General features: G+C 61.0%; 26 protein-coding genes. 17 read left to right on the top strand and 9 right to left on the bottom strand.

Translation table 11 applies throughout. The annotated features are described in order from the left end of the window. Position 1: 1 nt before the first annotated feature. Positions 2–1,087, bottom strand: a complete 1,086-nt coding sequence (locus AC52Q4_RS13945) for a pilus assembly protein PilM (protein WP_495537399.1) — start codon at positions 1,085–1,087, stop codon at positions 2–4. A gap of 146 nt (positions 1,088–1,233) precedes the next feature. On the opposite strand from AC52Q4_RS13945, the gene AC52Q4_RS13940 reads away from it, so the two are divergent. Next, positions 1,234–3,669 (top strand): penicillin-binding protein 1A, encoded by a 2,436-nt coding sequence (locus tag AC52Q4_RS13940; protein WP_495537398.1) that lies wholly within the window; start codon positions 1,234–1,236, stop codon positions 3,667–3,669. Between the two features lie 49 nt (positions 3,670–3,718). After that, the gene (locus AC52Q4_RS13935) at positions 3,719–4,303 is read left to right on the top strand and encodes a hypothetical protein (protein WP_495537397.1); all 585 of its coding nucleotides are present in this window, start codon (positions 3,719–3,721) and stop codon (positions 4,301–4,303) included. Between the two features lie 80 nt (positions 4,304–4,383). Here the strand turns inward: AC52Q4_RS13935 and AC52Q4_RS13930 are convergent, their stop codons facing one another. The 4 genes from AC52Q4_RS13930 to AC52Q4_RS13915 all read right to left on the bottom strand — a co-directional run bounded on the left by AC52Q4_RS13930 (position 4,384) and on the right by AC52Q4_RS13915 (position 7,440). After that, the gene (locus AC52Q4_RS13930; RefSeq protein ID WP_495537396.1) at positions 4,384–5,685 is read right to left on the bottom strand and encodes a citrate synthase; all 1,302 of its coding nucleotides are present in this window, start codon (positions 5,683–5,685) and stop codon (positions 4,384–4,386) included. Between the two features lie 598 nt (positions 5,686–6,283). After that, on the bottom strand, positions 6,284–6,541 hold the full coding sequence (locus tag AC52Q4_RS13925) for a type B 50S ribosomal protein L31 (protein ID WP_495537395.1): 258 nt from the start codon (positions 6,539–6,541) through the stop codon (positions 6,284–6,286). 136 nt (positions 6,542–6,677) lie between these two features. Beyond that, a complete protein-coding gene (locus AC52Q4_RS13920; RefSeq protein ID WP_495537394.1) occupies positions 6,678–7,046 on the bottom strand; it encodes a DUF3135 domain-containing protein in 369 nt (122 codons plus the stop codon). A 151-nt stretch (positions 7,047–7,197) separates the two neighbouring features. Beyond that, a complete protein-coding gene (locus AC52Q4_RS13915) occupies positions 7,198–7,440 on the bottom strand; it encodes a Rho-binding antiterminator (RefSeq protein WP_495537393.1) in 243 nt (80 codons plus the stop codon). A gap of 64 nt (positions 7,441–7,504) precedes the next feature. Between AC52Q4_RS13915 and AC52Q4_RS13910 the strand changes: the two genes are divergently transcribed. After that, positions 7,505–7,882 (top strand): SirB2 family protein, encoded by a 378-nt coding sequence (locus AC52Q4_RS13910; RefSeq protein WP_495537392.1) that lies wholly within the window; start codon positions 7,505–7,507, stop codon positions 7,880–7,882. 77 nt (positions 7,883–7,959) lie between these two features. Here the strand turns inward: AC52Q4_RS13910 and hemW are convergent, their stop codons facing one another. From hemW to rph, 3 genes are read right to left on the bottom strand one after another with little or no spacing between them, the layout of a single operon-like run. Next, entirely contained in the window at positions 7,960–9,087 is a 1,128-nt protein-coding gene (hemW, locus tag AC52Q4_RS13905) for a radical SAM family heme chaperone HemW (protein ID WP_495537424.1), read from the bottom strand. Between the two features lie 43 nt (positions 9,088–9,130). Beyond that, on the bottom strand, positions 9,131–9,727 hold the full coding sequence (rdgB, locus tag AC52Q4_RS13900) for an RdgB/HAM1 family non-canonical purine NTP pyrophosphatase (RefSeq protein ID WP_495537391.1): 597 nt from the start codon (positions 9,725–9,727) through the stop codon (positions 9,131–9,133). A 5-nt stretch (positions 9,728–9,732) separates the two neighbouring features. Then, the gene (rph, locus tag AC52Q4_RS13895) at positions 9,733–10,449 is read right to left on the bottom strand and encodes a ribonuclease PH (protein WP_495537423.1); all 717 of its coding nucleotides are present in this window, start codon (positions 10,447–10,449) and stop codon (positions 9,733–9,735) included. A 128-nt stretch (positions 10,450–10,577) separates the two neighbouring features. On the opposite strand from rph, the gene AC52Q4_RS13890 reads away from it, so the two are divergent. The 8 genes from AC52Q4_RS13890 to ubiA all read left to right on the top strand — a co-directional run bounded on the left by AC52Q4_RS13890 (position 10,578) and on the right by ubiA (position 19,018). Continuing rightward, on the top strand, positions 10,578–11,444 hold the full coding sequence (locus AC52Q4_RS13890) for a YicC/YloC family endoribonuclease (protein ID WP_495537390.1): 867 nt from the start codon (positions 10,578–10,580) through the stop codon (positions 11,442–11,444). A gap of 182 nt (positions 11,445–11,626) precedes the next feature. Beyond that, positions 11,627–12,253, top strand: a complete 627-nt coding sequence (gene gmk / locus AC52Q4_RS13885) for a guanylate kinase (RefSeq protein ID WP_495537389.1) — start codon at positions 11,627–11,629, stop codon at positions 12,251–12,253. A 190-nt stretch (positions 12,254–12,443) separates the two neighbouring features. After that, complete coding sequence (gene rpoZ / locus AC52Q4_RS13880) at positions 12,444–12,707, top strand: DNA-directed RNA polymerase subunit omega (RefSeq protein ID WP_495537388.1); 264 nt, start codon at positions 12,444–12,446, stop codon at positions 12,705–12,707. Positions 12,708–12,713: 6 nt separating this feature from the next. Beyond that, a complete protein-coding gene (locus AC52Q4_RS13875) occupies positions 12,714–14,894 on the top strand; it encodes a RelA/SpoT family protein (RefSeq protein ID WP_495537422.1) in 2,181 nt (726 codons plus the stop codon). A 104-nt stretch (positions 14,895–14,998) separates the two neighbouring features. Beyond that, positions 14,999–15,385 (top strand): RidA family protein, encoded by a 387-nt coding sequence (locus AC52Q4_RS13870; RefSeq protein ID WP_495537387.1) that lies wholly within the window; start codon positions 14,999–15,001, stop codon positions 15,383–15,385. Positions 15,386–15,405: 20 nt separating this feature from the next. Next, positions 15,406–17,490, top strand: coding sequence for an ATP-dependent DNA helicase RecG (recG, locus tag AC52Q4_RS13865; RefSeq protein WP_495537386.1), 2,085 nt, complete (start codon positions 15,406–15,408; stop codon positions 17,488–17,490). A 117-nt stretch (positions 17,491–17,607) separates the two neighbouring features. After that, positions 17,608–18,123: a chorismate--pyruvate lyase family protein gene (locus AC52Q4_RS13860; protein ID WP_495537385.1), complete on the top strand. Its 516-nt coding sequence runs from the start codon at positions 17,608–17,610 to the stop codon at positions 18,121–18,123. Between the two features lie 37 nt (positions 18,124–18,160). After that, on the top strand, positions 18,161–19,018 hold the full coding sequence (gene ubiA / locus AC52Q4_RS13855; protein WP_495537421.1) for a 4-hydroxybenzoate octaprenyltransferase: 858 nt from the start codon (positions 18,161–18,163) through the stop codon (positions 19,016–19,018). On the opposite strand, the gene AC52Q4_RS13850 is transcribed toward ubiA, so the two are convergent. Next, entirely contained in the window at positions 19,003–19,743 is a 741-nt protein-coding gene (locus AC52Q4_RS13850) for a ComF family protein (protein WP_495537384.1), read from the bottom strand. The genes ubiA and AC52Q4_RS13850 overlap by 16 nt on opposite strands. Before the next feature lie 71 nt (positions 19,744–19,814). Between AC52Q4_RS13850 and bioB the strand changes: the two genes are divergently transcribed. The 6 genes from bioB to AC52Q4_RS13820 all read left to right on the top strand — a co-directional run. Then, the gene (bioB, locus tag AC52Q4_RS13845; RefSeq protein WP_495537383.1) at positions 19,815–20,837 is read left to right on the top strand and encodes a biotin synthase BioB; all 1,023 of its coding nucleotides are present in this window, start codon (positions 19,815–19,817) and stop codon (positions 20,835–20,837) included. Positions 20,838–20,851: 14 nt separating this feature from the next. Further along, the gene (gene bioC / locus AC52Q4_RS13840; protein WP_495537382.1) at positions 20,852–21,739 is read left to right on the top strand and encodes a malonyl-ACP O-methyltransferase BioC; all 888 of its coding nucleotides are present in this window, start codon (positions 20,852–20,854) and stop codon (positions 21,737–21,739) included. A gap of 144 nt (positions 21,740–21,883) precedes the next feature. Beyond that, positions 21,884–22,444: a DUF2244 domain-containing protein gene (locus tag AC52Q4_RS13835; RefSeq protein WP_495537381.1), complete on the top strand. Its 561-nt coding sequence runs from the start codon at positions 21,884–21,886 to the stop codon at positions 22,442–22,444. A 181-nt stretch (positions 22,445–22,625) separates the two neighbouring features. Then, complete coding sequence (gene coxB, locus AC52Q4_RS13830) at positions 22,626–23,576, top strand: cytochrome c oxidase subunit II (protein ID WP_495537380.1); 951 nt, start codon at positions 22,626–22,628, stop codon at positions 23,574–23,576. Positions 23,577–23,622: 46 nt separating this feature from the next. After that, on the top strand, positions 23,623–25,227 hold the full coding sequence (gene ctaD / locus AC52Q4_RS13825; protein ID WP_495537379.1) for a cytochrome c oxidase subunit I: 1,605 nt from the start codon (positions 23,623–23,625) through the stop codon (positions 25,225–25,227). A gap of 328 nt (positions 25,228–25,555) precedes the next feature. Continuing rightward, positions 25,556–26,409: cytochrome c oxidase subunit 3 (locus AC52Q4_RS13820; RefSeq protein ID WP_495537378.1), on the top strand; the 854-nt coding region annotated here is incomplete at its 3' end.

The following is a 26,409-nucleotide window of genomic DNA, read 5'->3' as shown; positions in this document are numbered from 1 at the left end:
CTCAGTCGTAGCTCCTCAAGGCCAGGCCGCAGGCGATCATCAACGACGGCGCGTCCTCGGCCAGGCTCTGTGGTTGAATCCTGGAGGAAACGACCATCCGGCCGAACGGATTCGCCACGGTTGTCGGTGTTCCGGTGTGCTCCTCGATTAGCTCGGCGGCGCCGGTGATGGCGGCGCAACCGCCAGCGAGCAGGATGTGATCCACGTTGTGGTGTTGACTGGCGCCAAAGAAAAACTGCAGTGAGCGAGCCACCTGTTGTGCCATGGCCTCCTTGAATGGTTCCAGAACCTCCACGTCATACCGATCCGGCAGGTCCCCCGAGCGCTTGGCGGAGTCGGCCTGCTCGTGGGACATCCCGTAGTAGCGCATGATTTCCTCAGTGAGCTGACGGCCACCGAAGGCTTGATCACGGGTATAGACGGTGCGTTCATCCTGAAAGACCGCCAGCGTGGTCATCGTCGCGCCAACGTCGACAACCGCCACTGCCTGGCGTTCGCCGTCCAGCAGCTCCGGGGCGATGAGTCGGAACGCCTTTTCCATGGCGTAGGTCTCGACATCGACGATCTTCGTTTTCAGCCCCGCCGCCTCGAGCGCGTCGACACGAATGTCGACGTTCTCGCTGCGCGAGGCGACCAAAAGCACTTCCACCTCCTCCGGGCTCTGCGCCGAGGGTCCGATGACCTGGAAATCGAGGTTGACCTCTTCCAACGGGAAAGGAATATTCTGATCGGCCTGAAGATTGACTTGAGCCTCCATGTCCTCATCGCGGAGATGAGCGGGTAAGGTCAAGGTCTTGCTGATAGCCGAGGACCCGGAGACGGCAACGACGGCTTCCTTGACTTTCGTCTGAGAGCGTTTCACCGCGGCGCGTATGCACTCGGAGACGGCTTCCAGGTTGGCGATGTTTTTCTCCACCACGGCATTCGGCGGTAGCGGCTCGATGGCGTAGCTTTCGACTCGAAAGCGGTCCGCACCCAACCGGCGCAACTCGATGAGCTTGACGGCTGTCGAGCTGATATCGACACCGAGCAAGGGTGAGCTTTGCTTGCGGAAAAACGTGGCTAGCTGTTGCGTATTGAGTCTCATCCCGCACCTATCCGTTGGCCGCAGCGCGCTCTGACCCGATCGCGTTGGCGTGGCAGCTTTGCGATGTCGTCAATGGGAATTGATGGTACATTGCAAGTGATATACTGCTCTTTGTTCGGGTCGCTTCACTTACACCGCCGCTTACGATGAAACGCCTGTTGCGCATCTCGGCCTACCTCCTTGCCAGCCTTTTGTCATTGAGTCTGCTGGGTTGCATCGCAGCCGGTGTGGGTTATCTCGTGCTCGCGCCAAGCCTGCCTTCGGTGAAAACCCTCAAAAATGTGGATTTTCAGGTGCCCTTGCGCATATACACTGCCGATGGCTCATTGATCGCCGCCTACGGCGTGAAAAAGCGCCTCCCGATTCACTACGATAAATTGCCCAAAGACCTGATTAATGCCGTTGTCGCTGCCGAGGATCAGCGCTTTTTTGCACACCCGGGAGTAGATTACCAAGGCATTCTCCGAGCGATCTGGTACCTAGTTCGCACTGGTGAAAAAGGGCCGGGCGGTAGCACCATCACCATGCAAGTGGCCCGGAACTTCTTTCTCAGCCGTGAGCGCTCGTTTATTCGCAAGGCCAAAGAAATCCTGCTCGCCTTGAGAATCGATCGCGAACTCAGCAAGCAGGAGATCCTCGAGCTCTACCTGAATAAAATCTACCTTGGTCATCACGCCTATGGCGTAGGCGCTGCCGCCGAGATCTATTACGGCAAATCGCCGATGGACTTGAATCTGGCACAGCTGGCGATGATCGCCGGCCTGCCGAAGGCGCCGTCGACTTTCAATCCCATCACCGATGAGCACCGTGCATTGATCCGGCGAGGCTATGTCCTCAGCCGGATGCGCGATATGGGATTCATCGATGAGCCTCGATATCGGCAGGCGATGGCCGCCCCGATCAGCGCGAAGTTGCATGTCGCCGACTATGACGTGGAGGCGAAGTACCTCGCGGAAATGGCCCGGGCCTTCGTGGCGGAGCGTTTCGGAGAGGAAGCTGCCTATTCGCGAGGCTATCGGGTGTATACCACGCTGCGGGCCAAGCACCAGCGCATTGCTCAGCGTTCACTGCGCCGGGCGCTGTACGCGTATGACGAACGCCATGGTTTCCGCGGGCCCGTGGATCACCTCGCGCTCGGAAAGACACGCGTGCCGAGCGACTGGCGGGAAATACTCGCCGGCTACTCTACGGTGGCCGATTTGCGCAACGCCCTGGTCGTCGCAGTCGAGCCGAACGGCGCCGAGTTGGTGAGTGAGGATCAAGCGCAGCCGTGGCATCTGGAGCGAAGCGCGATTCGTTGGGCTGCGCGTAAGCCGGGCGAGCGAGCGGCCGTAGGCGATGTGCTCGAGCGGGGTGATGTCGTTCGTATTCGAGTGACGGCTGAGGGCCCCAGACTGGCCGAGGTGCCCGAGGTGCAGGGCGCGCTTGCGTCCATTGCGCCTTCCGATGGGCGCATCGTCGCGCTCGTGGGAGGCTATGACTTCGAGTTGAGCAAATTCAACCGCGTGACTCAAGCGAAACGTCAACCCGGCTCGAGTTTCAAGCCGTTCATCTATTCGGCGGCTTTGCACAATGGCTTCACGCCAGCCACCGTTGTGAATGACGCGCCGGTCGTGTTTCAAGACTCGGCGCTGGAAGGCACCTGGCGCCCGCAAAATTATAGCGGTCATTTCTTCGGTCCGACGCGTCTGCGCGAGGCCCTCGTGCATTCACGCAATTTGGTCTCGATCCGGGTGCTACAACAGGTCGGTATTGCACGGACCCTTGAATATCTGCGTCGCTTCGGTTTCTCCGCCGAGGAGTTGCCGCGCAATCTTTCGTTGGCGCTTGGCAGCGCCAACGTGAGCTTGTTGGAGCTCGCCCGTGGTTACGCCGTGTTCGCCAATGGGGGGTTTCGGATTCAGCCTTATTTCATCGAGCGAATCGTCGACGGCGACGGGCACGTGCTCTTCGAGACGCACCCGGTCGTGGCCTGCCCGAACTGCGCCGATGAGCAAAGTGTCTTGCTCGAGAGTCCGTCACCATCGATGCAGTCACTTGACTTTGGCGTGGCCGCCGAATCCTTACCCGTTGCGCTGAGAGCGCCGGCGCCTCGCACGATTTCAGCAGAGAACGCTTATCTGCTTACCACGATGTTGCAGGATGTCATTCAACGCGGCACGGGCCGTAAAGCATCGGCATTGGGCCGCTCCGATCTCGCCGGAAAGACGGGGACAACCAACGATCAACGTGATGCCTGGTTTGCGGGTTTCAATGCCAATTTGGTAACCACTGTATGGGTCGGTTTCGATCGCCTGCAACCGCTCGGCCGTAGCGAGACCGGCGCCAAGGCGGCACTGCCGATGTGGATGGAATATATGGGTGGCGTCTTGCAGGGTGTTCCCGAGCAGTCGTTGCAGCGACCACCGGGCCTGGTAACGGTTCGCATCGACGCGAGCACGGGGCTGATGACGACCGCGGACAATCCCGACGCCATGTTCGAGACCTTCCGGGCGGACAGCGTGCCCGCCGCACAATCCCAGGCGGTTGGCGGCGCGGCCGGTACGAAGGAAATGCCTCCGGCGGCCCAGTCGCTATTCTGATAAACGAGGTAGCAGCATGTCACGGCGTGGCAATGCACGCGATAGCCGCATGCGCGAGCGCTTGATACAGCTGGCCGCTCGCCTCATGGCCGAAGAAGGCATCCGGGATTTCTATCTTGCCAAGCGTAAAGCGGCCGTTCGGCTGGGCGCGCCGGATACCCGAAATCTGCCCCAGAATCGGGAAATACAGGCAGCGTTGAGCGATTACCAGCGCCTTTTCGGCGGTGCGGCCCAGGCTTGCCACCTGCACCGGTTGCGCGGCATTGCGCTGGAAGCCATGGAGTTTTTCGCGCGCTTCCGCCCCCGCTTGGTCGGCTCGGTGCTGGAAGGTACGGCGGATGCGCATTCGGACATCAACCTGCACGTCTTTGCCGACACGCCGGAGGAGATTTCCCTGTTTCTTATGGAGCACCATATTCCTTTTGAAGAGGATTGGCGCCGTCTGCGATTCAGCGGCTCGGATGATTATGTGTTTCTGCCGGTCTGCCGCTTTGTTGCCGACGATACGCGAATCGATCTGACCGTGTTCGACCGCCTGGGATTGAGGCAATCCCCGCGGAGCCGAACCGACGGCCAACCCATGCAGCGCGCGAACCGGGCCGCGTTGCGGCGACTTTTGCAAGAGGCCACCTGAGACTCACGCGCCCGGCAGAAGGCCCGGGCCGCTGTGTGATAGGTGCCGGCTGGCGTGCTTTGCGTGAATCGCGAACATTCTCAGCTCGAGCGCCGGTGCAGGGGCACATAGTCGCGCTTGCAAGGCCCAGTATAGAGCTGGCGCGGACGCCCGATGCGCTGTTCCGGGTCGGTGACCAGCTCCATCCACTGGGCGAGCCATCCCGGGGCACGGCCGATTGCGAACATCACGGTGAAAAACTCGGTGGGGATGCCGAGTGCCCGATAGATGATGCCGGAATAGAAGTCGACGTTGGGGTAGAGTTTGCGCTCGACGAAATAATCGTCGGCCAGTGCGATCTCCTCGAGTTTCATGGCGAGCTCAAGCTGGGGATCATTGTAGATGCCCAGCTCGTCGAGCACCTCGTGGCACGTTTTGCGGATGATGCTGGCACGGGGGTCGTAGTGCTTGTAGACGCGATGTCCGAAACCCATCAGTCGGAAGGGATCATCCTTGTTCTTGGCTTTGTCGATGTACCGCGGCACATGGTTTAAGTCACCGATCTCCTCGAGCATGTTCAGCACGGCCTCATTGGCTCCGCCGTGGGCCGGCCCCCATAGGGCCGCACAACCGGCCGCCACGGCGGCGAATGGGTTGGTCCCGGTACTGCCGGTGAGACGAATCGTAGAAGCACTGGCGTTTTGTTCGTGGTCCGCGTGCAGGATCAGCAGCTGATCGAGGGCGCGTTCTGCCACCGGGTTGATCTCGAACTCCTCGGAGGGGCGGGAGAAAAGCATATTCAATAGATTGCCGCAATAACTGAGGCGATTCTGCGGATAGACGAACGGCTCACCGAGCATGTGCTTGAAGGCCGCGGCGGAAATGGTGGGCATTTTGGCGAAGATCCGGTAGGCGCACAGCATCCGATTATGCGGATCATTAACGTCCACGGTGTCATGGTAAAAGGCCGACAGCGACCCAACCACCCCCGTCAACATTGCCATCGGATGGGCATTGTAATGAAAGCCGTTGAAGAAGTTCTTCAAGCTTTCGTTGACCATCGTGTGGTGCGTTATCTGGCGATTGAAAGCTTCCAATTCGTGCTTGAGTGGCAGCTCACCGTGGAGCAGCAGGTAGGCCACTTCAAGAAATGAACTCTGCTCGGCCAACTGCTCGATCGGATAGCCTCGGTACCATAGTTCGCCCTGATCGCCGCCGATGAACGTGATGTCGCTGCGACAGCTCGCCGTGGCCGTAAATCCCGGATCGTAGGTGAAATACCCCATCTCTTTGTAGAGGTCTTTGATATCGATGACCGGTGGGCCGTGCGTTGCCTCGCGTACGGGTAAGTCCATGCTCTTACCCGTGGCGTTATCGATGATCGTGACGGTTTTCTGAGACATCATTGCTCTCCTGCATTATGCCTGGAGCATAGGCGGCAAAGGCGTAGCGCCGGGCCGGCTGCAAAGAATGGAGCCGGCGTCAAGCTACAGCAGGCATCGCGCTTTTGTACCTGGCTGTCGTCTTCCCTGCGACCTCCCCGTGTCTCGCGGATTGCTCGAGCGATGGCGCGCGCGGATCCGCAGGCGTCATGCAGGTGGCTGGTGAGGGCTATGTGGGGTTGCGAAACCGGCTGCTATCATCAAGAAGAATCGGCCCACTCGCAAGTGCAAGGGCGGAGGTTGCGATAATCAGGACTCTCAGGTGCCCGAGGTGGCGGGGGCAATGGGGAGAGGAGATCGTTGTTCTCGTCATGGCTTGCGCCGAGCCGATGGGGCGTGAGCCGCGTCGGCGGACGCTCGACGTGAGTCGCGGCGCGCGCTGTTCGTCTCGGCGCACGGCTACTGGGATTCGGCAGCGAAGAATGGCGGTGCGGCACAAACGCCATGGCGCGTTCCCACGTAAAGCGCCGCCCGCGTTTTGCTTACCCGCATGTCGACGAGGGCGTGGCCGCGACGAATGCGGCAAACCGCTGCCACGACCGGTGGGTCGGCGTGGCGGCTATTTGCCTTTTGCCGCGCTGCCGTAGCGCTTGCGAAACTGATCCACACGGCCGCCGCTACTGGCCACCCGCTGCTTACCGGTGAAGAACGGATGGCTCTTGCTGGACACCTCGATCTTGCACAATGGATATTCGTTCCCGTCTTCCCACTTGATCGTCTCGCTGGTTCGCAGCGTCGAGCGAGTGAGAAAAGAGAAATCGGAAGAAATATCCTGAAATACGACCGGGCGATACGCGGGATGAATGCCCTTTTTCATTTGGCTACCTGCTATGCTCGTCAACAAGGCCAGCGCGTGCACTAACCGCAAGGCGCGTCATGATAGACCCGGCGGGTAAGGGAAGGCAACTCCCGGCGCGGCTGTCATGGTGCGTTTCATGCCTCGGTGGGGGCGATTATACAGGGGAGCTTGTTTGGTCGCGGCGGGGGAAGGGTAGAATTTTTGCCGAGTGGGACTTTCGCCGGCCTTCCCGCGGCTCGGGCAATGCCCCGGCCAGCGTCTGCACGAGGCCGGCCGGGCCGGCGAAGGCGTCCCACATCAGCTGCGAGACGCGTTGGCAGGCAACCAAAGGTGTACTCGAGCTCTGGCGGATGCAATCCACCCGCCATTGCAGGCCGCGCAATCGTTGGCGACGCCCGACCGGCTGTGCCCTGATGAAGGAGTCCAGCAGGGCGCGTCGACGCGCCTCGAAGCCTTCGGGATCCCGTCGCGCAAGATTTGACCAGTCGTCGAAGTCAATGGTGAAACATCGCTTGCTATCCATGGACAGATCGCTCTCCAAGCTCCGGCGGCCGGTCTATAGAGGCAGCAGTATACGCGGCATCCGCTGACAGGCGCCACCGGGCTGTGCGTACCCTTTGGAGGCACCCCCCAGCAGTACGGTGCGGTTTGCTCGAGCCCGCCGGTGCGACGGGTCAGGGATCGATGGGATCGAACCGGACGATACGATCGAGGCGAATCTCAACGAGGTTTGCCTCGCTATCCTCGGAGATCAAGAACTCCTCGTGCTGGCGCGTCAGTAAATCCTTGGGCCGAAGTGTTGCTACGTGGTGTGTCCCATCACAGTCCCGCCATACGAGGCGAAGCCGCTTGTGCCGCAGGATGGCCAGTTCCAGCTCGGCGTATATTTCGCAGGCGACCGGGCGATAATCAGTCATGCAAAAAGATTAGAACATTCGACCGGTGCATGTCGCCGGAGTGTCACGGAAGGAGGCAACTGTCTTGTCCGCGTATGCGCTTGCCAAATCGCTTCACATCGTCCTGGTCGCCGCGACACTCACCTCCTTTACTCTTCGCGGCGTATGGATGCTCTACGACTCCTCATTGCTCGCTCGGCGTTGGGTGCGGGTGCTGCCCCATGCGATCGACGCGGTAGTGCTGGCGAGCGGCCTCTATTTGGCGGTGGCGTACTACGAGTTCCCGATGACCTTTCACCCCTGGATTGTCGCCAAGCTGCTCGGGCTGCTCGCCTACGTCGTTCTTGGCACCATCGCCCTGAAGCGCGGCCGGACGAAGCGCGCGCGCGTGTTGGCCTTCGCCGGCTCCCTCCTGCTGTTTGCCTATATCGTGTTCGTTGCCGTGACCAAAATGCCCCAGTAATTGGTGCTGACGCCGCCAAGGCGGCGATACCAATTGGGAACACCGCCGCTCGGATGCGCGCGCCGACTGGGAAACGCTTACTCGGAAGGCAGGAAACAGCCAAGCAGATCGTTCAGGAAACGCATCCCCAGCGACGTGGGCTGCAGTCGATCGTCCGCGGTGATTTCGAGCCAACCGCGCTCGCGTGCCTCGTTGACCGCCGCCTCGAACCAATTCCAGGAAAGACCGGTCCGTGCCGTGCATAAGCTGCGCGGAACGCCTTGCGGTAATCGCAGGGCGTTCATCATGAACTCCAGCACCGTATCAGGTGCTGTGAGTTGGCGAGCGTTCGCGACGAACTCATCGCTGGTCGCCTTACCCATGTAGGCCATCGGCCGGAGCACTTTCTCATAGCGCATAATCGAACCTTGGGCGACCTCGGTCACCTTGCCGTGCGCTCCGGCACCGATGCCGAGATAGTCGCCAAAGGTCCAGTAGTTGAGATTGTGCCGGCAGCGCCGGTCCGGACGAGCGTAGGCCGACACCTCGTAGTGTTGGTAGCCGGCTTCTGCGAGACGGGTCTGGCAGTCGAGCTGCATCGCGTAGACTGCATCGTCGTCGGGAAGCGGCGGCGGTCGCGCCGCAAACGCTGTATTAGGCTCCAGCGTCAGCTGATAGTGTGAAATATGCGCCGGTGCGAGTGCGATCGCCTGCGCTGTGTCGGCGACCGCCGCCCGCACGCTCTGGTTCGGTAGCCCGTACATGAGGTCGATATTGAAGTTGTCGAACCCGGCGGCATGTGCGGTCTCTGCCGCTGCGACAGCCGCCCGCGGGCCGTGGACGCGCCCGAGGTGGCGCAGACTCTCGGCGTGGAAGCTCTGCACGCCGATCGACAGACGATTGACGCCGGCGCTGCGGAAATCGGCGAAGCGAGCCTGATCCACCGTCCCCGGGTTCGCTTCCAGCGTAATTTCGCAGTCGGCGGCGAGCCGCAGTTGGCGGCGCAGCCCCTCCAGCAACCTGGCAAGCGCAACCGGCGGCAATAAGCTGGGAGTCCCGCCGCCAAAGAAAACGGCTGCGATTTGCCGTCCCTGGGCATGATCGACTTCCCCGCTCGCATCCGCGAGCAATGAATCCACATACGCCTTCGCAGGGAGGTCGCCGCGCAAGGCGTGTGAGTTGAAATCGCAATATGGGCATTTGCGCACGCACCAGGGCAGATGCACATAGAGCGCAAGCGGCGGTGCTGCCGTGAAATGGAACACGCTCTCAACCCTCGCCGTGAAGGCCGTCGAGCAATGCCCGCAGTGCCTGCCCCCGATGGCTGATACGATTCTTGGTTGGCGCGTCCAGCTCAGCGGCCGTGCACTCAAGCTCCGGCAGGTAGAACAACGGATCATAGCCGAAGCCGTTCGTGCCGCGCGGGCATTCAATGATTCGTCCCGCCCAGGTACCGCGGCAGATCAGCGGGTCCGGGTCTCGGGGATGGCGCAGGTAGGCAATGATGCAGATGTAACAAGCTTGACGCTCGCTCGTCGGCACGTCGATAAGCTCGTCCAGCAGGCGGCGATTGTTGGCGGTATCGTCGGCGTCCTCGCCGGCATAACGGGCCGAATAGATTCCCGGCTCGCCGGCCAGCGCGTCGACCTCGAGGCCGGAATCGTCGGCAATCGCGGCGAGGCCGGTGTGCTCGCAGGCATGGCGCGCTTTGATAAGCGCGTTTTCAACGAAGGTCAGCCCGGTCTCTGCGACATCGGGCACGTAGTAGAGAGTCTGCGGTACCAGATCGATCTGCACTCCACCCAGAAGTGCCTGCATCTCCCGCACCTTGCCCGGGTTGTTGCTGGCCAGCACGATCCGTTGCACGTTTACTACTCTTCCAGCGCCCGGCGTTGCGCCTGTATCAGGCTGCGGGTTCCCTCCTCGGCGAGGTCGATCATCCGCGCCAGCTCGATGCGCCGGAAGGCGTGGCCCTCGGCGGTGCCCTGGATCTCGATGAGCGCGCCCACCTCGTTCATTACGATGTTCATATCGGTCTCCGCCTCGGCGTCCTCGGCGTAGTCCAAGTCGAGCACCGCCTCACCTTGGTAGATCCCCACCGAGACGGCGGCTACGTGCCCGAACAATGGCTGGCGTTTGAGCAGGCCTTTCTCGGTCAGGGTTTGCAGCGCGTCCGCCAGGGCAACGTAGCCTCCGGTGATGGCGGCGGTGCGGGTGCCGCCGTCGGCTTGCAGAACGTCGCAATCGATGATGATCCGGCGCTCGCCCAAGGCCTGCAAATCGACCGCCGCGCGCAGTGAACGTCCGATCAAGCGTTGAATCTCGATGGTGCGGCCCTGCTGACGTCCCCGCGCCGCCTCGCGGTCGTTGCGGCTGTGAGTCGAGCGCGGGAGCATGCCGTACTCCGCGGTCACCCAGCCCTGACCGCTGTTTCGTAGCCAGGGTGGCACGCGTTCCTCGATGGAGGCACTACACAGAATCTTCGTGTCGCCAAACTCCACCAGCACGGAACCTTCAGCGTGCTTGGTGAAGTGACGTGTGAGACGCACGGCCCGCATTTCGTGGTTGCGTCGGCCACTGGGGCGCATGGTTTCCCTCATGCTGAGTTGCGCTGGTCAACGCAGCCTATCACAGCGGCGTGCGGCGCGGGAGCGACGTTTTCCTCGATGCGCCATTGCGCGTAGTATTCAGGCGACAGCTTGCAGGGAGATAGGCGATGATTCGCAGTATGACCGCCTTCGCGCGGCAAGAGCAGCAGGGCGAGAACGGCAAGCTCGTCTGGGAGGTGCGCTCCGTTAATCACCGCTATCTGGATATCCGCGTGCATTTGCCCGAGGAGTTGCGATCGCTCGAGCCGTCCTTGCGCGAGCGCGTGGGGCGCCGCCTGGGTCGGGGCAAAGTCGATTGCACCCTGCGCTACCGCCCGAGCGCCGCTGGTGGCAATTCGTTGCGGATCGATTGGTCTTATGCCGAGCAAGTCATCGAAGGATGCCTTTCGCTCGGGCGCTTACTTCCTCAAACGGCGTCGATCTCACCACTCGAGCTGTTGCGCCTGCCGGGCATTCTCCGTGAGAGTGATGCCGATCTGCAGCCGGTTGTGGAGACCACGCTCACGCTGCTCGAGGCAACGCTTGACGATCTGTTGAGCATGCGGGAGAGGGAGGGCAAACGGTTGGCGGCGATGCTGCGCGAGCGGGCGATGCAGATCCACAAGCTCACGCAGCAGGTTCAGGACAGGCGCCCGGCCGTCGTGCAGTCGGCCCAGACGCGGCTGCGTTCCCGTATCGAGGGCTTGAAAGCGGGCCCCGAGCCGGGTCGCCTGGAGCAGGAGCTGGTACTCATCGCCCAGCGCCTGGATGTCGATGAGGAGCTGCAGCGCCTGCTCAGCCACATCGACGAAGTCGAGCAGGTGCTGCTGCAGAATGAACCGATGGGCAGGCGGCTGGATTTTTTGATGCAAGAGCTAAACCGGGAGGCGAATACGCTGGCGGCGAAATCCGCGGACACCGAGACCACCAAGGCAGCGGTGACGATCAAGGTGCTCATCGATCAGATGCGCGAACAGGTGCAGAACATCGAATAGCGCGGGCTTCGGGGTTCGCTGGCCGCCTGCGATCGTTTCACGCGATTATATCGAAGCGGTGCCGGCCCGAGAGGCCCTGTCTCGTGCCTGCGATTTCCCCGGCCGGTCGCGCGATTTTCCGTGCTCAGCGGGTGTGAATGCGGCGGATGACACCTAAGTCCGCGTCTCATCAGGCAGACAGCATGACTGGAACACTATATATCGTTTCCGCTCCATCCGGCGGGGGTAAGACGAGCCTGGTGCGGGCTTTGCGCGAGAGCGAGGCGGGGTTGGTCATCTCGGTCTCCCACACCACACGCCAACGCCGCCCCAGCGAGCACGCGGGAGTGGATTATCATTTCGTGGATCGCGCGGCATTTGACCGCATGGTCGCGGCCGGTGAGTTTCTCGAGTACGCGCGTGTCTACGATCACTATTATGCGACGTCGCACGCGGGCGTCGACCAAGAGCTTGCCAAGGGTCTCGATGTTCTGCTCGACATCGATTGGCAGGGCGCTCGCCAAGTGCGTGCGGCGATGCCCGAGGCGGTTTCGATTTTTCTATTGCCGCCATCGCGCGCTGAGCTCGAGCGCCGATTGCGAGGTCGTGCGCAGGACAGTGATGTTGTGATCGCGGCGCGTATGCAGGCCGCGGTTGAGGAAATGACCCACTACGTTGAATACGATTATCTGGTGATCAACGATCATTTCGATCAGGCGCTGGCGGATTTACGGGCGATCGTCCGCGCACGGCGTCTGCACTGTGCTTTCCAGGCACAGCGTTGGTCCGGGGTGGTAAGCGAATTGCTGCGTCGAGAGGGCCCTCGCTGAAGCCAGCATCTGCAATAGCTCTGCAGCCGTGCCGAGACTTTCTGATTGGGCGGATGGCCGGTCGCTTCGCGCGCGTGGGTTGAAACGCTGATTGATCATTCGTCGGCCGCTTGACTTCACCGGCGACAGGCTTGTTACTAGAATAAAATTAGGGTGTTTATATCTGGAATCGATCGGAGGATGCAAGCGCATGGCGCGAGTAACGGTAGAGGATTGCCTGGAATACATCGACAATCGCTTTGAGCTCGTTTTGGCGGCGACTCGACGCGCCCGTCAAATTGCCCGTGGCGCCCAGCCTCAAGTGGAATGGGAAAACGACAAGCCCACGGTGGTGGCTTTGCGCGAGATTGCGGAGCGTTATGTCACGGCCGATATCCTGCGTGCAGACGAGCCGCCCAAGACCGAGGTCGAGCTGAGCGCGGATGCTTCGGCGGGACATGCGGATAGCGGTTAGGTGAACATGGCACGCGGCGACGCCGTAGTTCACGATCAGCATATCGGCGCCGAGCTTCCGGCGCAGGCGGCGGATCTGTGCACTTTGCTGGCGGGCTACATGGACGCAGGCGAAGTGGAGCGTGTGACTGAAGCCTACCGATTCGCGGCCTTGGCTCACAAGGATCAGCGCCGCCTCACCGGAGAGCCTTATATCACGCACCCCTTGGCCGTCGCAAAGATCCTGGCGGAAATGCGCCTCGAGGTGGAGAGCATCGTGGCGGCCATCCTGCATGATGTCATCGAGGATACCCCCACAGCCAAAGTCGAGATCGCCAGCCGCTTCGGCGAGCAGGTCGCCGAGCTCGTCGACGGCGTGAGCAAGCTCACGCAAATTGACTTCGGCAGCAAGGCCGAGGCGCAGGCCGAGAACTTCCGCAAGATGTTTTTGGCGATGGCGCAGGATATTCGCGTCATTCTGATCAAGCTTGCGGACCGGCTGCACAACATGCGCACTATCTGGGTGATGCCGGCTCACAAGCGCTGGCGGATTGCCCGCGAGACGCTGGAAATCTACGCCCCAATTGCCCAGCGTCTTGGTATCAATACCCTACGGGTGGAGCTCGAGGACCTCGGCTTCGCCGCGCTTTATCCCATGCGCTATCGTGTGCTCAAAGAAAAGCTACGCCAGCAGCGGGGTTCGCGCTCCGAGATCATCAGTAAAATTGGACACACGCTGGAGCAGCGTCTGGCCGAGGCCGATATCCACGGTCGGGTGGTCGGCCGGGAGAAGCATCTCTGGAGTATCTACCAGAAGATGCGCGCCAAGCATGGCAATTTTCATAGTATTTTCGATGTCTACGGCTTTCGCGTCATCGTCGATGCGGTAGGTACCTGTTATCAGGTGCTCGGCATGCTGCACGGCCTCTACAAGCCATTGCTCGGGCGCATCAAGGACTATATCGCGATACCCAAGGCGAATGGTTATCAGTCCCTGCATACGACGTTATTGGGTCCGCGGCGCATTCACCTCGAAGTTCAAATCCGCACGGTCGAAATGGACAAGGTGGCCGAGGCGGGAATCGCCGCTCATTGGTTGTACAAGGGCAATTCAGGCGCGAGCAACGTGGCCCATGCGCGGGCACGGGAGTGGTTGCGCGGGTTGCTCGAGCTACAGCGTAACGCGGGAAATTCGCTGGAGTTCATTGAAAACGTCAAAATTGACTTGCTGCCCGATGAGGTCTACGTGTTCACGCCGAGTGGCGAAATCATGGAGTTGCCGCGAGGCGCCACGGTCGTGGATTTCGCCTACATGGTGCACTCGGATATCGGTGACAGCTGCATCGCGGCCATGATCGATCATCGTTTGACGCCGTTGCGTACCGTGTTGGAGACCGGGCAAACCGTGGAGATTATTACCGCACCGGCGGCTCGGCCGAATCCGGCATGGCTGGATTTTGTCGTGACCGCCAAGGCCCGGACGGCCATTCGCCATAGTCTCAAACGCCTCAAGGGCGAGGAGGCCGTCAATCTTGGGCGCCGCTTGGTGGAGCAAGCTTTGGACGCTTTGGCGATGAAGCTCGACGACCTGCCGGAAGCCTGGATCGACGAAGCGGTAGAGGCCTTGGGCACGAAAAGCCTGGACGGATTACTGGAGCAAGTGGGCCTGGGGCAGCGGATGCCGTGGCTTGCCGCGCAGCGCCTATCCCGAGTTAGTGCCGAAGCCGCCGAGGCGCTCGGCTCCGTCAAGAACGGGCGTGCCACCGCGCCGCTTACGGTACGCGCCACCGAGGGCTCGGTGATCACCTTCGCGCGTTGCTGTCGACCCATCCCCGGCGATCCGATTGCCGGTTTCGCTAGCTCCGGACGGGGCGTCGTGGTGCACCATCAAGGCTGCCACAATATTCGCGAATACCGTAATCACCCGGAAAAATGGTTGGACGTTCAGTGGGATAAACAGGTCGCCGGGGAATTTCCAGTCGCCGTGGCCGTCGATGTGGTCAACCGTTGCGGGGTCCTCGCCGATGTGGCAACGACGGTTTCGGATCTCGATTCCAATATCAAGGCCGTGGATATCGACGAGAAGGACGGCGTCATCGCCACGATCCGGCTGGTGCTCATGGTGCGCGACCGGGTGCATTTGGCTCGCCTCATGCGCCGGTTACGCGTGCTCAACACCGTGCTGCGAATTACCCGCCGAAGGGGCTGAAGGCAGCTGATCGACCTGCGCACGCCGTCAAAAGCGGGATCGGCAGACGGGTGAGTGCGAGACGGGCGCTGAACACTGCCCATCGATTTATTTCAGGAGCCCTCATGAGTCGCGAGATAATTTGTACCGACAAGGCGCCAAGCGCCATTGGCCCTTACTCGCAGGCCGTGCGCGTGGGCGAGACAGTTTTTCTCTCCGGGCAGATTCCTTTGGACCCCGCGAGCATGGAACTGGTGAGCGGCGATATCGGGCCGCAGACGCGGCGTGTCTTCGAAAACCTTCGGGCCGTGTGTCAGGAGGCCGGGGGGGATCTCGCGGATATTGTCAAGCTCACTATTTATCTGACGGACTTGGGGCATTTCGCGGAAATCAACGAGATCATGAACCAATATTTTGTTGAGCCTTACCCGGCCCGGGCTGCCATCGGGGTGGCTGCCCTGCCGAAAGGAGCGGCGATAGAGATGGATGCCATAATGAGCCTTGCCGATTAAGTGCCAACGCGGAGAGCTTGATGAGCGCGGCAGCCGGTGCGCTCGACTCGTCATTCGTGGGCTGGGAGGAGGTGGGTCCACGACGGGTCGCTCGATTGGAGCGGCTCGGCATCCGGCGGGTCGAGGATCTACTGTTTCATTTGCCGCTGCGCTATGAGGATCGCTCCAAAATTACTCCCCTGGGCTGGCTTCAACCCGGGCAGAACGTGCTGGTTGCAGGGGTGATCGAACTCGCCGAGGTGGTGGGAGGTCGCCGTCGCCGATTGATGTGTCGGATCAGTGACGGCACGGGTCGGTTGACCGTGCAGTTCTTTCATTTCTACCCGAACCAACGTAAGAAACTCCGTGCGGGCGTGCAATTGCTGTGCTTCGGGGAGGTGCTGCGGGGTCCGCAAATGATTCACCCGCAGTGGAATGTGCTCGCCCCCGGCGAACCCGTTAGCGGCGAAACAGGGCTCATACCGGTTTATCCCTCGACTCGGGGTTTGAATCAGACGACGCTGCGTCGTCTGATTCACCGCGCGCTCAAGGAATCCGCCAGCGCACGCGTTGCGGCAGAGCTATTGCCGCAGCGAGCGCTGGAGGAACTTGGGCTGCCCACCTTGAAGGAGGCGCTTCATCTGCTCCATGCGCCGCCATGCGCTTCGGTCGCGGCCGAGTTGATGGAGCGGCGTCACCCCGCGGCGCGCCGGGTTATTTTCGAAGAGCTGCTGGCGCATCGATTGAGCCTGCTTCGATTGCGCGGCAAACGCCAGCATGCCAAGCCGGCACCGATACTCCGGGGGACTGGCGGGCTCACCCAGGCTTGGCTGGATGGCCTGACATTTCGGCTCACAGACGCACAGCGCCGAGTGATGGGCGATGTCACCGCGGATATGGAGCAAGCTCGCCCCATGTTGCGTTTGGTGCAAGGGGATGTCGGCTGCGGCAAGACCGTCATTGCGGTGCTCGCCGCGCTGACCGCCGTCGAGGGCGGCTGGCAAGTGGCGTTTATGGCACCCACGGAACTGTTGGCCGAGCAGCACTATCGCCACTGCCAGCGTTGGCTGACGCCGCTTGGTGTGGAGACCGCCTGGTTGACGGGTCGGTTGAGCATCAATAGCCGCCGCGAGCACATAAGACGACTGGCGAATGGTGAGATACGTGTGGCCGTCGGTACGCATGCGTTGTTTCAGGACTGGGTGGTCTTCAACCGTTTAGGCCTGGCCATTATCGATGAGCAGCATCGCTTCGGCGTCCACCAGCGCCTCGCGCTAAAGAGCAAGAGCGGCACGGAGGAGGTTCAGCCGCACCAGCTTATAATGACGGCGACGCCCATACCGCGCACGTTGGCGATGACCGCCTATGCGGATCTTGACGTATCGGTGATCGATGAGCTGCCGCCGGGTCGTCAGCCCATTACCACGGTGGCCATCCCCGATGTCCGACGGGGCCAGGTGATCGAGCGCATTCGACATGCCTGTGCCGAGGGCCGGCAAGCCTATTGGGTGTGTACCCTGGTGGAGGAATCGGAGGCCTGTCAGGCCGAAGCCGCGGAGGCGGCCGCACAGCGGCTGCGGGAGAGCCTCCCGGAGCTGCGGGTCGGCTTGGTGCATGGACGCATGAAAGGGGCGGACAAAGAGGCCGTCATGGCGGGGTTCGAGGCCGGTGAATTCCACTTGCTCGTCGCAACCACGGTAATCGAAGTCGGTGTGGATGTGCCTAATGCGAGCCTTATGGTCATCGAAAACGCCGAGCGACTCGGTCTGGCGCAGCTGCATCAGCTTCGCGGCCGCGTAGGTCGCGGCACGGCGGCAAGCAGTTGCGTGCTCATGTACCATGGGCCGCTTAGCCAAAGCGCCAAGGCCCGACTCGGGGTGCTGCGCCGCACGGGGGATGGCTTTCGTATCGCGCAGCGTGATCTCGAGCTGCGCGGCCCCGGAGAGCTGCTCGGTACCCGTCAAACCGGCGCGCTGCAGTTTCGGGTGGCGGACTTGCGTCGCGATACCGACCTGCTATCGCAGGTACAGCGCTGGGCCGCCGTGGTGCTGCGGGACCATCCGGACCGGGTCGATGCGTTGATCGCGCGATGGGTTGGTCAGGGCGAGCGCTACGCGCACGTATGAGACGGTGCTTGGATCGGGCTTGTAAACGCGGGCGGCAAGTGGGCGATCGATGAAACGGAGCAGGGGGTGAATCGAGGTGCCGGCGGGTGGTGCCCGCGACGATTGCCATTGCAGCGCATGGCGCCGCCGTGCCTGCGCCAGTGGCTGGAGGAGCCGGGTTCATTGACGCGGCGCATGCGCCGCAGCTGCCGCGAGTGCTTTCATGTCGAAGTGTTGGGTGAACGGTGGGGGCGGCCGTTTTTGGACGAGGCGCGTCGCCTACGTATGCGGCATAAGAATTGGGCTTGGCTGCGCGAAGTGCTTTTGTGCTGTGGTGACAGCCCCTGGGTCTATGGCCGCAGCGTAATTCCCCCGCAGGCACTGCGCGGACGGCTGCGCGGGTTGCGGCAGCTGGGACGACGACCACTTGGCAGCCTCCTTTTCGATCGCTATCCGGTTGGGCGCGGTAAGATCGAGATCGTGCGTTTGCATACGGGGGACCGTCTGTATCAGCGGGTGTCGCGCAGCACCACCGTCGCCCCGGGGTGTTGGGCCCGACGTTCGGTTTTTCGTGTTGCCGCGAGGCATCTACTGGTGACCGAGGTCTTTCTTCCTGACCTAGCCGCGCGAGTCGGCGCCGACCGGTTGCCCTAAGGCCGCTAATGGATAGCTGGAGCAGATGACAAGCACGATCCTGCGCCGCGTTACGCAGTATGCGCGTTTGACCCGTCTGCATCGTCCGATCGGCAATTTTCTGCTGCTCTGGCCCATGTTGTGGGCGTTATGGATCGCCGCCCTCGGCGCACCCGACCCTCGAGTGCTAATCGTTTTTCTGCTCGGCGTGTTGCTGATGCGCGCCGCCGGCTGTGTGATCAACGATTTCGCCGACCGGCGAATCGATGGGCAGGTCAGGCGCACCCGCGAGCGACCGATGGCCACAGGGGTGGTCTCCGCGCCGGAGGCGTTGGCCATATTCTTTGTGCTGTGCCTGACGGCATTCGGCTTGGTCCTAATGATGAACCCGCTCACTATCGCTTTGTCGTTCGTGGCCGTTGCATTGGCAGCAACTTATCCGTTCATGAAACGCCATACGCATTTGCCCCAAGTGCACCTCGGCGTCGCCTTTGGCTGGGCGGTTCCTATGGCCTTCGCGGCGCAAACCGAGGGTGTTCCGGTCATCGCGTGGTGGATCTTTCTGACTGCCGTCGTTTGGGCAGCCATCTATGACACCGAATACGCCATGGTGGACCGGGACGACGATCTGAAAATTGGAGTCAAGTCCATGGCAATCCTGCTCGGTCGCCAAGACCGCCTCGTGATCGGTCTTCTGCAGCTTCTCATGACCGCGATGCTGATTGGGATCGGTATCCTGGCGCACCTCGGGCCGGTGTATTGGCTCGCGCTGACGCTGGCCACGCTGCTGTTTGGCTATCAGCAATATTTGATCCGCGCGCGCCGCCGCGAGGACTGCTTCCGCGCTTTTCTCAATAACAACCTTTATGGTGGTGTGATTTTCAGCGGGATTGCCTTGCACTATCTAGTGAGCTGATGGGTGCGTGCGATGACCCAGACATCGATCTCCTCGACCCCGGCTCGTCTTAGCACTTTCACCAGTTCCGCGGCGGTGGCGCCCGTGGTCAAGACATCGTCAATCACGGCCACGTGCGTGGGCACGCGGCGGGCAGCCACCTGGAACGTTCCAAGCGTATTGGCGCGGCGCTCGCTCCTGGCGAAACCGGTTTGTGGGGCCGTTTCTCGGGTGCGGCGGACCCAATGCGTGGCTGGCGGGACGTTCAGGCGGCGAAGGAGTTCGCGGGCTTGGTTGAAGCCACGGTGAACCAAGCGCCGCGGATGTAGCGGAACGGGAATCACCGCGCTGGGCACGGGCGCGCGAGCCCGATGCAGATAATCGGCGAGCAGGTCGCCCAGCAGTCGACCGGCGGAAAGGTCGGCTCCGTACTTCAGGGCCTTGATCAATGCATCGACGGGCGGGCGGTAGTGGAATGGGGCATATACTCGCCGGAAAGGCGGAGAGCGGCGCAAACACTGCCCGCAATAAACGGCGTCCGCGGCATTATCAAGTGGCAGCGCGCATTGCCGGCATTGCGCCTCCAGCCAGGGCAGCGCTTCCGCGCAATGCTGGCACAACTCAAGTCCACGCGCTCCGGGTGACGCGCATAGCCGGCAGCGCATGGGGTAAAGCAGCGTGTGGGCACGTTCTAGCCAGCCGTAAACGCCGCGTGGGCGCTGTCGGTTGACAGTTGACGCCGTCACGCTACCATCGCCCCGTGATTCTTCGAGTCATGGCTGGGAGAATAAACGCTTTGCGCTGGAGAGTTGAGCCTATGGAAGCAATCGAGGGGGCAGACGTCCGCCACGATTGGCAACGCAGCGAGATCGAGGATCTGCTGCAGCGAGCCTTCAACGACCTGCTGTTCCACGCCCAGAGGATACATCGGCGGCACTTCGACCCGAACGAAATCCAGGTTTGCACGCTCCAAAGCATAAAAACCGGCGGCTGTCCCGAGGACTGCAAGTATTGTCCACAAAGCGTTCGGTATCATACCGGGGTGGATACGGAGCCGTTGATGAGCGTCGAGGCAGTGCGCGAGGCCGCCCAGCGGGCGCGTGCGGCGGGCGCAACGCGCTTTTGCATGGGCGCAGCCTGGAGGCGCCCCAAGGAGCGGGATCTGCTGCGCGTCGTCGAGATGGTGCGGGCGGTGAAGGCCATAGGCATGGAAACCTGCGTGACGCTGGGTATGCTCAGCGCTGCGCAGGCCCAGCGCCTGAGAGGAGCCGGGCTCGATTATTACAATCACAATATCGATACATCGCCGGAGCACTACCCGCGCGTCATCACCACCCGGACCTATCGGGATCGCCTCGAGACGCTTTCGCATGCCCGGGCGGCGGGGATCAAGCTCTGTTGCGGTGGGATAATCGGCATGGGCGAGAGCATTGCCGATCGAGCAGGCATGCTTCTAACCTTGGCGAACCTGCCGGAGCATCCGCAAAGTGTGCCGATCAATCAGCTGATCCAGGTGCCGGGCACGCCATTGTACGGTTCACCGTCGGTGGACCCGATTGAGATGGTGCGCATGGTGGCCGCGAGTCGGATCGTTTTGCCGCGGTCCTGGATCCGGCTCTCTGCGGGGCGCTCGGAGATGAGCGATGAGACTCAGGCGCTGTGTTTCTTGGCGGGCGCCAATAGCATCTTCTACGGGGAGCGCTTGCTCACCACGGAGAATCCCGATGAGCAACACGATCGGGTGCTTTTCGCCAAGCTCGGCCTGCGCTCTCAGCCGCAGGCGGATTGCAACGGCGGAGTTTACGGGGCAGCGGACCATCCGGTCTCGAGGCCGAATTGAGACAGGCGAATCGTATGCGCTTGGACAAACGCCTGTTGCGGCGTTCGTTTGACGCGGCGGCGAAGACCTATGACGCGACCGCGGTGCTCCAGCAGGAGGTCGGGGAGCGTCTGATCGAGCGCCTCGAGCTGATCCGGATGAAACCACGCTGGATTCTGGATATCGGGGCTGGCACGGGCTTCACCACGCGGCGGCTGATGCAACGCTACCCACGAGCGCGCTTCGTGGCGCTCGATATCGCTTCCCACATGCTTCGCCTGGCCCGTCGCCGTGCGCCTATGTTGCGGCGATTGCGGGCGGTCTGTGGCGATGCCGAGGCGCTTCCCTTCGAGGCGGACCGATTCGATCTCATTTTCTCCAACCTCACGTTTCAGTGGGTCAACGATCTGGACCGAGTCTATCGCGAAGTGCAGCGGGTGCTGCGTCCCGAGGGATTGCTGCTGTTCACGACTTTCGGGCCCGATACACTGAAAGAGTTGCGGCAATCCTGGGCGCGTGCCGATGACCACGTGCACGTAAACCGTTTCGTGGACATGCATGATATCGGTGACGGGCTGGTGCGGGCAGGCCTGGCCGATCCTGTCATGGAGATGGAGTGCTTCACCTTGAGGTACCGCCGCTCACGCCATCTGATGCGTGAGCTCAAAACGCTTGGGGCGCATAACGTCGCCATCGGGCGAAATGCGGGGCTGACCGGACGTGGGCGCTGGCTCGCGATGGAAGCGGAATACGAACAGTGGCGGTCAACGGAAGGTTATCTGCCTGCCACCTACGAGGTTGTCTACGGACATGCCTGGGGCACGGCGCGTCGTCATCAGAGCGTGGACAGCGCGGGCGCCGTCCGCGTCCCGCTTACCGAGCTTGGAACACGCCGCTCCGGGGCCCGTGCTGGCAGCCGTTAGCCGGCATTCCAGAGGCTTTGACAAGCCTAACCGATCTCGCTAAGGTTGTTTTGGAGTTGCGGGCTCATTAAAATACCCGGCAATGTGGAGTAACCGCGTGCAGCTTATGTAGGCGCGCACCGCCTCCCGGGGAGGTGGAGAGCCATGGTTGCTATACAGTACGATGAAAAGGGCGGGTCTTGGTGTCTCATCCTGCGGCCTAACGTAGCGTTATCCTGGCCGCAGACACGATTATTTCTGTGGATCGCAGCGGTCGTATGCCTCACGTTGGGCGGGGTCTTCGCTCTCCTGGGTATGTGGCTTATTCTGCCGTTTGCCGGGTTGGAGGTCGTGGTGCTGTCGCTCGCTCTGATCACCACGGCACAGCGGGCGTACGACACAGAGGTCGTGCATGTTTCGGAATCTACGGTCGAAATTGATAAAGGCCGGTGGCGGCCGGAGCGGCACTGGGATTTTGATCGGTTGTGGAGCGAGGTGATCCTCGTCGCGCCCGGGCATCCATGGTATCCCACACGACTGGCGGTGCGCTCACGGGGCGAGCAGGTTGAGTTGGGGCGCTTTCTCGCTGACGACGAACGGGCTCGGGTGGCCGGAGAGCTTCGCCATTGGATCGGTCCCATGGCTAAGCCAGGCATATCCATGAACGGGTGGAGATTTGGTTCGGCCACGGGGCGTGAGGATGGGGCTTCCCGCCGCAAGGCCTGATAGCCGCAAGGCCTGACAAAAGGCTGAGGCAAGAAGGGCACTTTTCGAGAAAGAAGGTCTATTCTGACTTGACTGGATGCAGCGGTAAGGAATCGCACGCGTCCGCGGGGATGCTGTGAGTTTTTTTTGGTTTTTTCGGGCAAGCCTTACTGACAATTCACCTTCGGGGAGGTTGCAGAGGATGAAATGGGATAAACGACTGGCCACGGTTGTATCTGGCCTGACTGCGGGGCTCGTGCTCGGCGCGACTCCGGCCTGGGCAGGATTCGGGGAACTGAACCTGCCATATGGCGTTACGAGCATTGCTCATACTAACTATGATCTGAACATGCTCGTTCTTTGGATCACGATTTTTATCGGAATCATTGTCTTCGGCGCGATGGGTTATTCAATGTATTACCATCGCAAGTCGAGGGGTGCCGTCGCGGCTCAGTTCCATCACAACACAACGATCGAGATCGTCTGGACGGTCATTCCGCTACTTATCCTGCTCGGCATGGCGATCGCCGCAACGCGCGGGTTAGTGCTGATGTACGATTCGAAAGACGCGGAGATGGATATCAAGGTCACCGGTTATCAGTGGCAGTGGCGTTATGACTACCTCGGCGAGGGAGTCAGCTTTTACAGCAAGCTCGACGAGCAAAGCAATCAAGCCCGGCAGCTGGGATCCTCTTTGCGCCCGTCACAGGTAAACAACTATATCCGGAACGTGGATAAGCCGGTGGTGGTGCCAATCAACACCAAGATCCGCTTTCTGATCACTTCCGAAGATGTTATCCACTCTTGGTGGGTGCCAGATCTTGGTTGGAAGATGGATGCCATCCCTGGATACATCAATAGAGGGTGGGCAAAGATTGAAAAACCCGGCGTATATCGGGGGCAATGCGCTGAGCTTTGCGGGCGCGACCACGCCTACATGCCGGTGGTGGTGATAGCCAAGACTCAGGAAGAGTACAAGAAGTGGCTGGCCGAGCAGAAGGAGGCTCAAGCGGTGACCGAAGGGGCTGAAAAAGCCGCTGCGAAAGAAAGTCAACCGTCTTCAGCCGACCGTGCTCAGGCGCAAGCTGATCAGCGTGACCCCGACCACACCAATGCGGATTCGGCATCCGGTGAACTGGTCGCGGCGCGCTAAGGGGATTGTTTCCGACGTATAGGAAATCGTGCCGAGGAGGTTTCAGATGAGTGCTGTTGAACACGCTGAAGGCCATCACGACGGGCCCGATCCAGGGCTTTTGCGGTGGGTCTTCACAACCAACCATAAAGATATCGGTACCTTGTACCTTTTGTTCTCGCTGCTGATGTTTTTCGTCGGCGGCACGATGGCGTTAATTATCCGGGCGGAGCTTTTCCAGCCGGGTATGCAGCTGGTCGACCCTTATTTCTTCAACCAGATGACCACCCTGCACGGGCTGGTGATGATCTTCGGTGCCATCATGCCGGGCTTCGTCGGCCTGGCCAACTGGCAGGTGCCGTTGATGCTTGGTGCGCCGGATATGGCGTTGCCGCGACTGAACAACTGGAGCTTCTGGTTGTTGCCGTTCGCCTTTACGTTGCTCCTCTCCGGCCTGTTCATGCCCGGTGGCGCCGTGGCGGGTGGTTGGACCATGTATCCGCCACTTATGCTGGAAACGGGCCAGACCTTCCCCTTCGTGATCTTCGCGGTGCACCTGATGGGCATGTCCTCCATCTTGGGGGCCATTAACATCGTGGCGACCATTCTCAACATGCGGGCGCCAGGGCTGACGTTGATGAAGATGCCCCTGTTCATTTGGACCTGGCTCATTACCGCCTTTCTGCTTATTGCCGCCATGCCCGTTCTCGCTGGCGCGGTCACGATGTTGCTGACTGATCAATACTTCGGTACCCACTTCTTCAATGCCGCGGGCGGTGGCGACCCCGTGATGTACCAGCATATTTTCTGGTTCTTCGGGCATCCGGAGGTCTACATCATGATCCTGCCGGCGTTCGGGATCGTCTCCCAAATCATCCCGACGTTCGCGCGTAAGCCATTGTTCGGCTATGCATCGATGGTCTATGCAACGGCGTCGATCGCCTTCCTCTCGTTCATCGTCTGGGCGCACCACATGTTTACGGTGGGAATGCCGCTTGCCGGTGAGCTCTTCTTCATGTACGCAACCATGTTGATCGCGGTACCAACGGGGGTGAAGGTGTTCAACTGGGTGGCGACCATGTGGGAAGGCGCCATGACCTTCGAGACCCCAATGCTGTTCGCGGTCGCGTTCGTGATTCTGTTCTCCATCGGCGGCTTTTCGGGCCTGATGTTGGCTATCGCTTCGGTCGACTTCCAGTATCAGGACGGGTATTTCGTCGTCGCCCACTTCCATTACGTCTTGGTGACCGGTGCGGCCTTCGCGATTATCGCGGCTGCCTACTACTGGATGCCCAAGTGGACGGGGCACATGTACGACGAGCAGCTCGGCAAGTTGCACTTCTGGTTGTCGCTGGTATCGGTGAACGTCCTCTACTTCCCGCAGCATTTCGTGGGCCTGGCTGGCATGCCGCGGCGTGTCCCGGACTATGCCGTTCAGTTCACCGAGTGGAACATGGTTTCGACGATCGGTGGCTTCGTGTTCGGCTTTTCTCAGCTCATCTTCCTGTGGATCGTTATCAAGGCGATTCGCGGCGGGGTCAAGGCGGATGCCAGAAGCTGGGAGGGGGCTCACGGGCTCGAGTGGGAAGTGCCCTCACCGGCACCCTACCACACGTTCCAGACGCCACCCGACATTGCGAAGATCGAGCTTAGCGGGGGCCTGCACTCTTAAGGTAACCGCATGAGCCTTTGAATCGGGGCACATCAAGCCCGGCGACCGAAACGCAGGGGTCGCCGGGCTTACTAGATGAAACGATGAAAACGATGTCACGGCAAATCGATACCGCAGCACGCAGACGCAAAGTCCGACGTACGGCCATCACGCTTGCAGTCGTGGCTTTTGCGATCTACATCGCATTCTACCTGGAGCGTATATTCTTCTAGACAGCAAGCTCTCGTGGGGCAGCAATAGTGCTGTGCTCAATCGAGGTGCGGGCTGCGGATTGCGCCGATTGTGACTGACATCAATATAACTGGGGCCTTACGGAGGTGTTTTGAAAATGGCTGCAGCACACGGTGGCTACTACTTACCCCACGGAAGCCATTGGCCGATCGTGGGAAGTATCTCGTTGTTCACGCTCGCGATCGGCACGGCGTCGTTTTTCCAGGGCGCGGCCTGGGGGCCGTGGGTAATGCTCGCCGGTTTTGCGATCCTGGTCTTCATGATGTTTGGCTGGCTCGGGACGGTTGTGGGCGAAAGCGAGGCCGGCTCGTACAATGACCAGGTCGACCGGTCTTTTCGCTGGGCGATGTCCTGGTTCATCTTCTCCGAGGTGATGTTCTTTGCCGCCTTCTTCGGCGCACTCTACTATGCGCGGATATTCTCGGTGCCGTGGCTAAGCGGCGGGGATCTCGAAACCAATCAGCTGTTGTGGAATGGGCTCAGTCTCAACTGGCCAACGGCCGGACCGGGGGCCGACTATGAGTGGGAGCATATGGGCCCCTGGCCGATCCCAACGATCAACACGATCCTTCTGCTCAGCTCCGGTGTAACGATCACGCTCGCTCACCACGCCTTGAAAGCTGGTGAACGCACCAAGCTGGTTCAGTGGATGTGGGCGACCGTTGCATTGGGCGCGATCTTCTTGATGTTCCAGGCCTATGAGTTCCACGAGGCGTGGACCGAGATGAATCTGACGCTGCATACCGGTGTCTATGGCTCGACATTCTTCATGCTGACCGGATTCCACGGCTTTCACGTGACCGTCGGGACCATCATGCTGATCGTGATCACCGCGCGCTGCATGAAAGGGCACTTTACGCCCGATCATCACTTCGCCTTCGAGGGCGTGGCATGGTATTGGCATTTTGTCGACGTCGTCTGGCTCGGCTTGTACATCTTTGTCTACGTTTT

This window comes from Nitrococcus sp. (assembly GCF_059432795.1).
The sequence above is the reverse complement of the archived record's forward strand: the minus strand, read 5'-3'. Positions and strand labels throughout refer to the sequence as shown.

What these genes read in the sequence shown, in the direction of transcription:
- AC52Q4_RS13945 (WP_495537399.1), bottom strand. Translation starts at nt 1,087, where the DNA reads ATGAGACTCAATACGCAACAGCTAGCCACGTTTTTCCGCAAGCAAAGC.
- AC52Q4_RS13940 (WP_495537398.1), top strand. Translation starts at nt 1,234, where the DNA reads ATGAAACGCCTGTTGCGCATCTCGGCCTACCTCCTTGCCAGCCTTTTG.
- AC52Q4_RS13935 (WP_495537397.1), top strand. Translation starts at nt 3,719, where the DNA reads ATGCGCGAGCGCTTGATACAGCTGGCCGCTCGCCTCATGGCCGAAGAA.
- AC52Q4_RS13930 (WP_495537396.1), bottom strand. Translation starts at nt 5,685, where the DNA reads ATGTCTCAGAAAACCGTCACGATCATCGATAACGCCACGGGTAAGAGC.
- AC52Q4_RS13925 (WP_495537395.1), bottom strand. Translation starts at nt 6,541, where the DNA reads ATGAAAAAGGGCATTCATCCCGCGTATCGCCCGGTCGTATTTCAGGAT.
- AC52Q4_RS13920 (WP_495537394.1), bottom strand. Translation starts at nt 7,046, where the DNA reads ATGGATAGCAAGCGATGTTTCACCATTGACTTCGACGACTGGTCAAAT.
- AC52Q4_RS13915 (WP_495537393.1), bottom strand. Translation starts at nt 7,440, where the DNA reads ATGACTGATTATCGCCCGGTCGCCTGCGAAATATACGCCGAGCTGGAA.
- rph (WP_495537423.1), bottom strand. Translation starts at nt 10,449, where the DNA reads ATGCGCCCCAGTGGCCGACGCAACCACGAAATGCGGGCCGTGCGTCTC.
- AC52Q4_RS13890 (WP_495537390.1), top strand. Translation starts at nt 10,578, where the DNA reads ATGATTCGCAGTATGACCGCCTTCGCGCGGCAAGAGCAGCAGGGCGAG.
- gmk (WP_495537389.1), top strand. Translation starts at nt 11,627, where the DNA reads ATGACTGGAACACTATATATCGTTTCCGCTCCATCCGGCGGGGGTAAG.
- rpoZ (WP_495537388.1), top strand. Translation starts at nt 12,444, where the DNA reads ATGGCGCGAGTAACGGTAGAGGATTGCCTGGAATACATCGACAATCGC.
- AC52Q4_RS13875 (WP_495537422.1), top strand. Translation starts at nt 12,714, where the DNA reads ATGGCACGCGGCGACGCCGTAGTTCACGATCAGCATATCGGCGCCGAG.
- AC52Q4_RS13870 (WP_495537387.1), top strand. Translation starts at nt 14,999, where the DNA reads ATGAGTCGCGAGATAATTTGTACCGACAAGGCGCCAAGCGCCATTGGC.
- recG (WP_495537386.1), top strand. Translation starts at nt 15,406, where the DNA reads ATGAGCGCGGCAGCCGGTGCGCTCGACTCGTCATTCGTGGGCTGGGAG.
- AC52Q4_RS13860 (WP_495537385.1), top strand. Translation starts at nt 17,608, where the DNA reads ATGGCGCCGCCGTGCCTGCGCCAGTGGCTGGAGGAGCCGGGTTCATTG.
- bioB (WP_495537383.1), top strand. Translation starts at nt 19,815, where the DNA reads ATGGAAGCAATCGAGGGGGCAGACGTCCGCCACGATTGGCAACGCAGC.
- bioC (WP_495537382.1), top strand. Translation starts at nt 20,852, where the DNA reads ATGCGCTTGGACAAACGCCTGTTGCGGCGTTCGTTTGACGCGGCGGCG.
- AC52Q4_RS13835 (WP_495537381.1), top strand. Translation starts at nt 21,884, where the DNA reads ATGGTTGCTATACAGTACGATGAAAAGGGCGGGTCTTGGTGTCTCATC.
- coxB (WP_495537380.1), top strand. Translation starts at nt 22,626, where the DNA reads ATGAAATGGGATAAACGACTGGCCACGGTTGTATCTGGCCTGACTGCG.
- ctaD (WP_495537379.1), top strand. Translation starts at nt 23,623, where the DNA reads ATGAGTGCTGTTGAACACGCTGAAGGCCATCACGACGGGCCCGATCCA.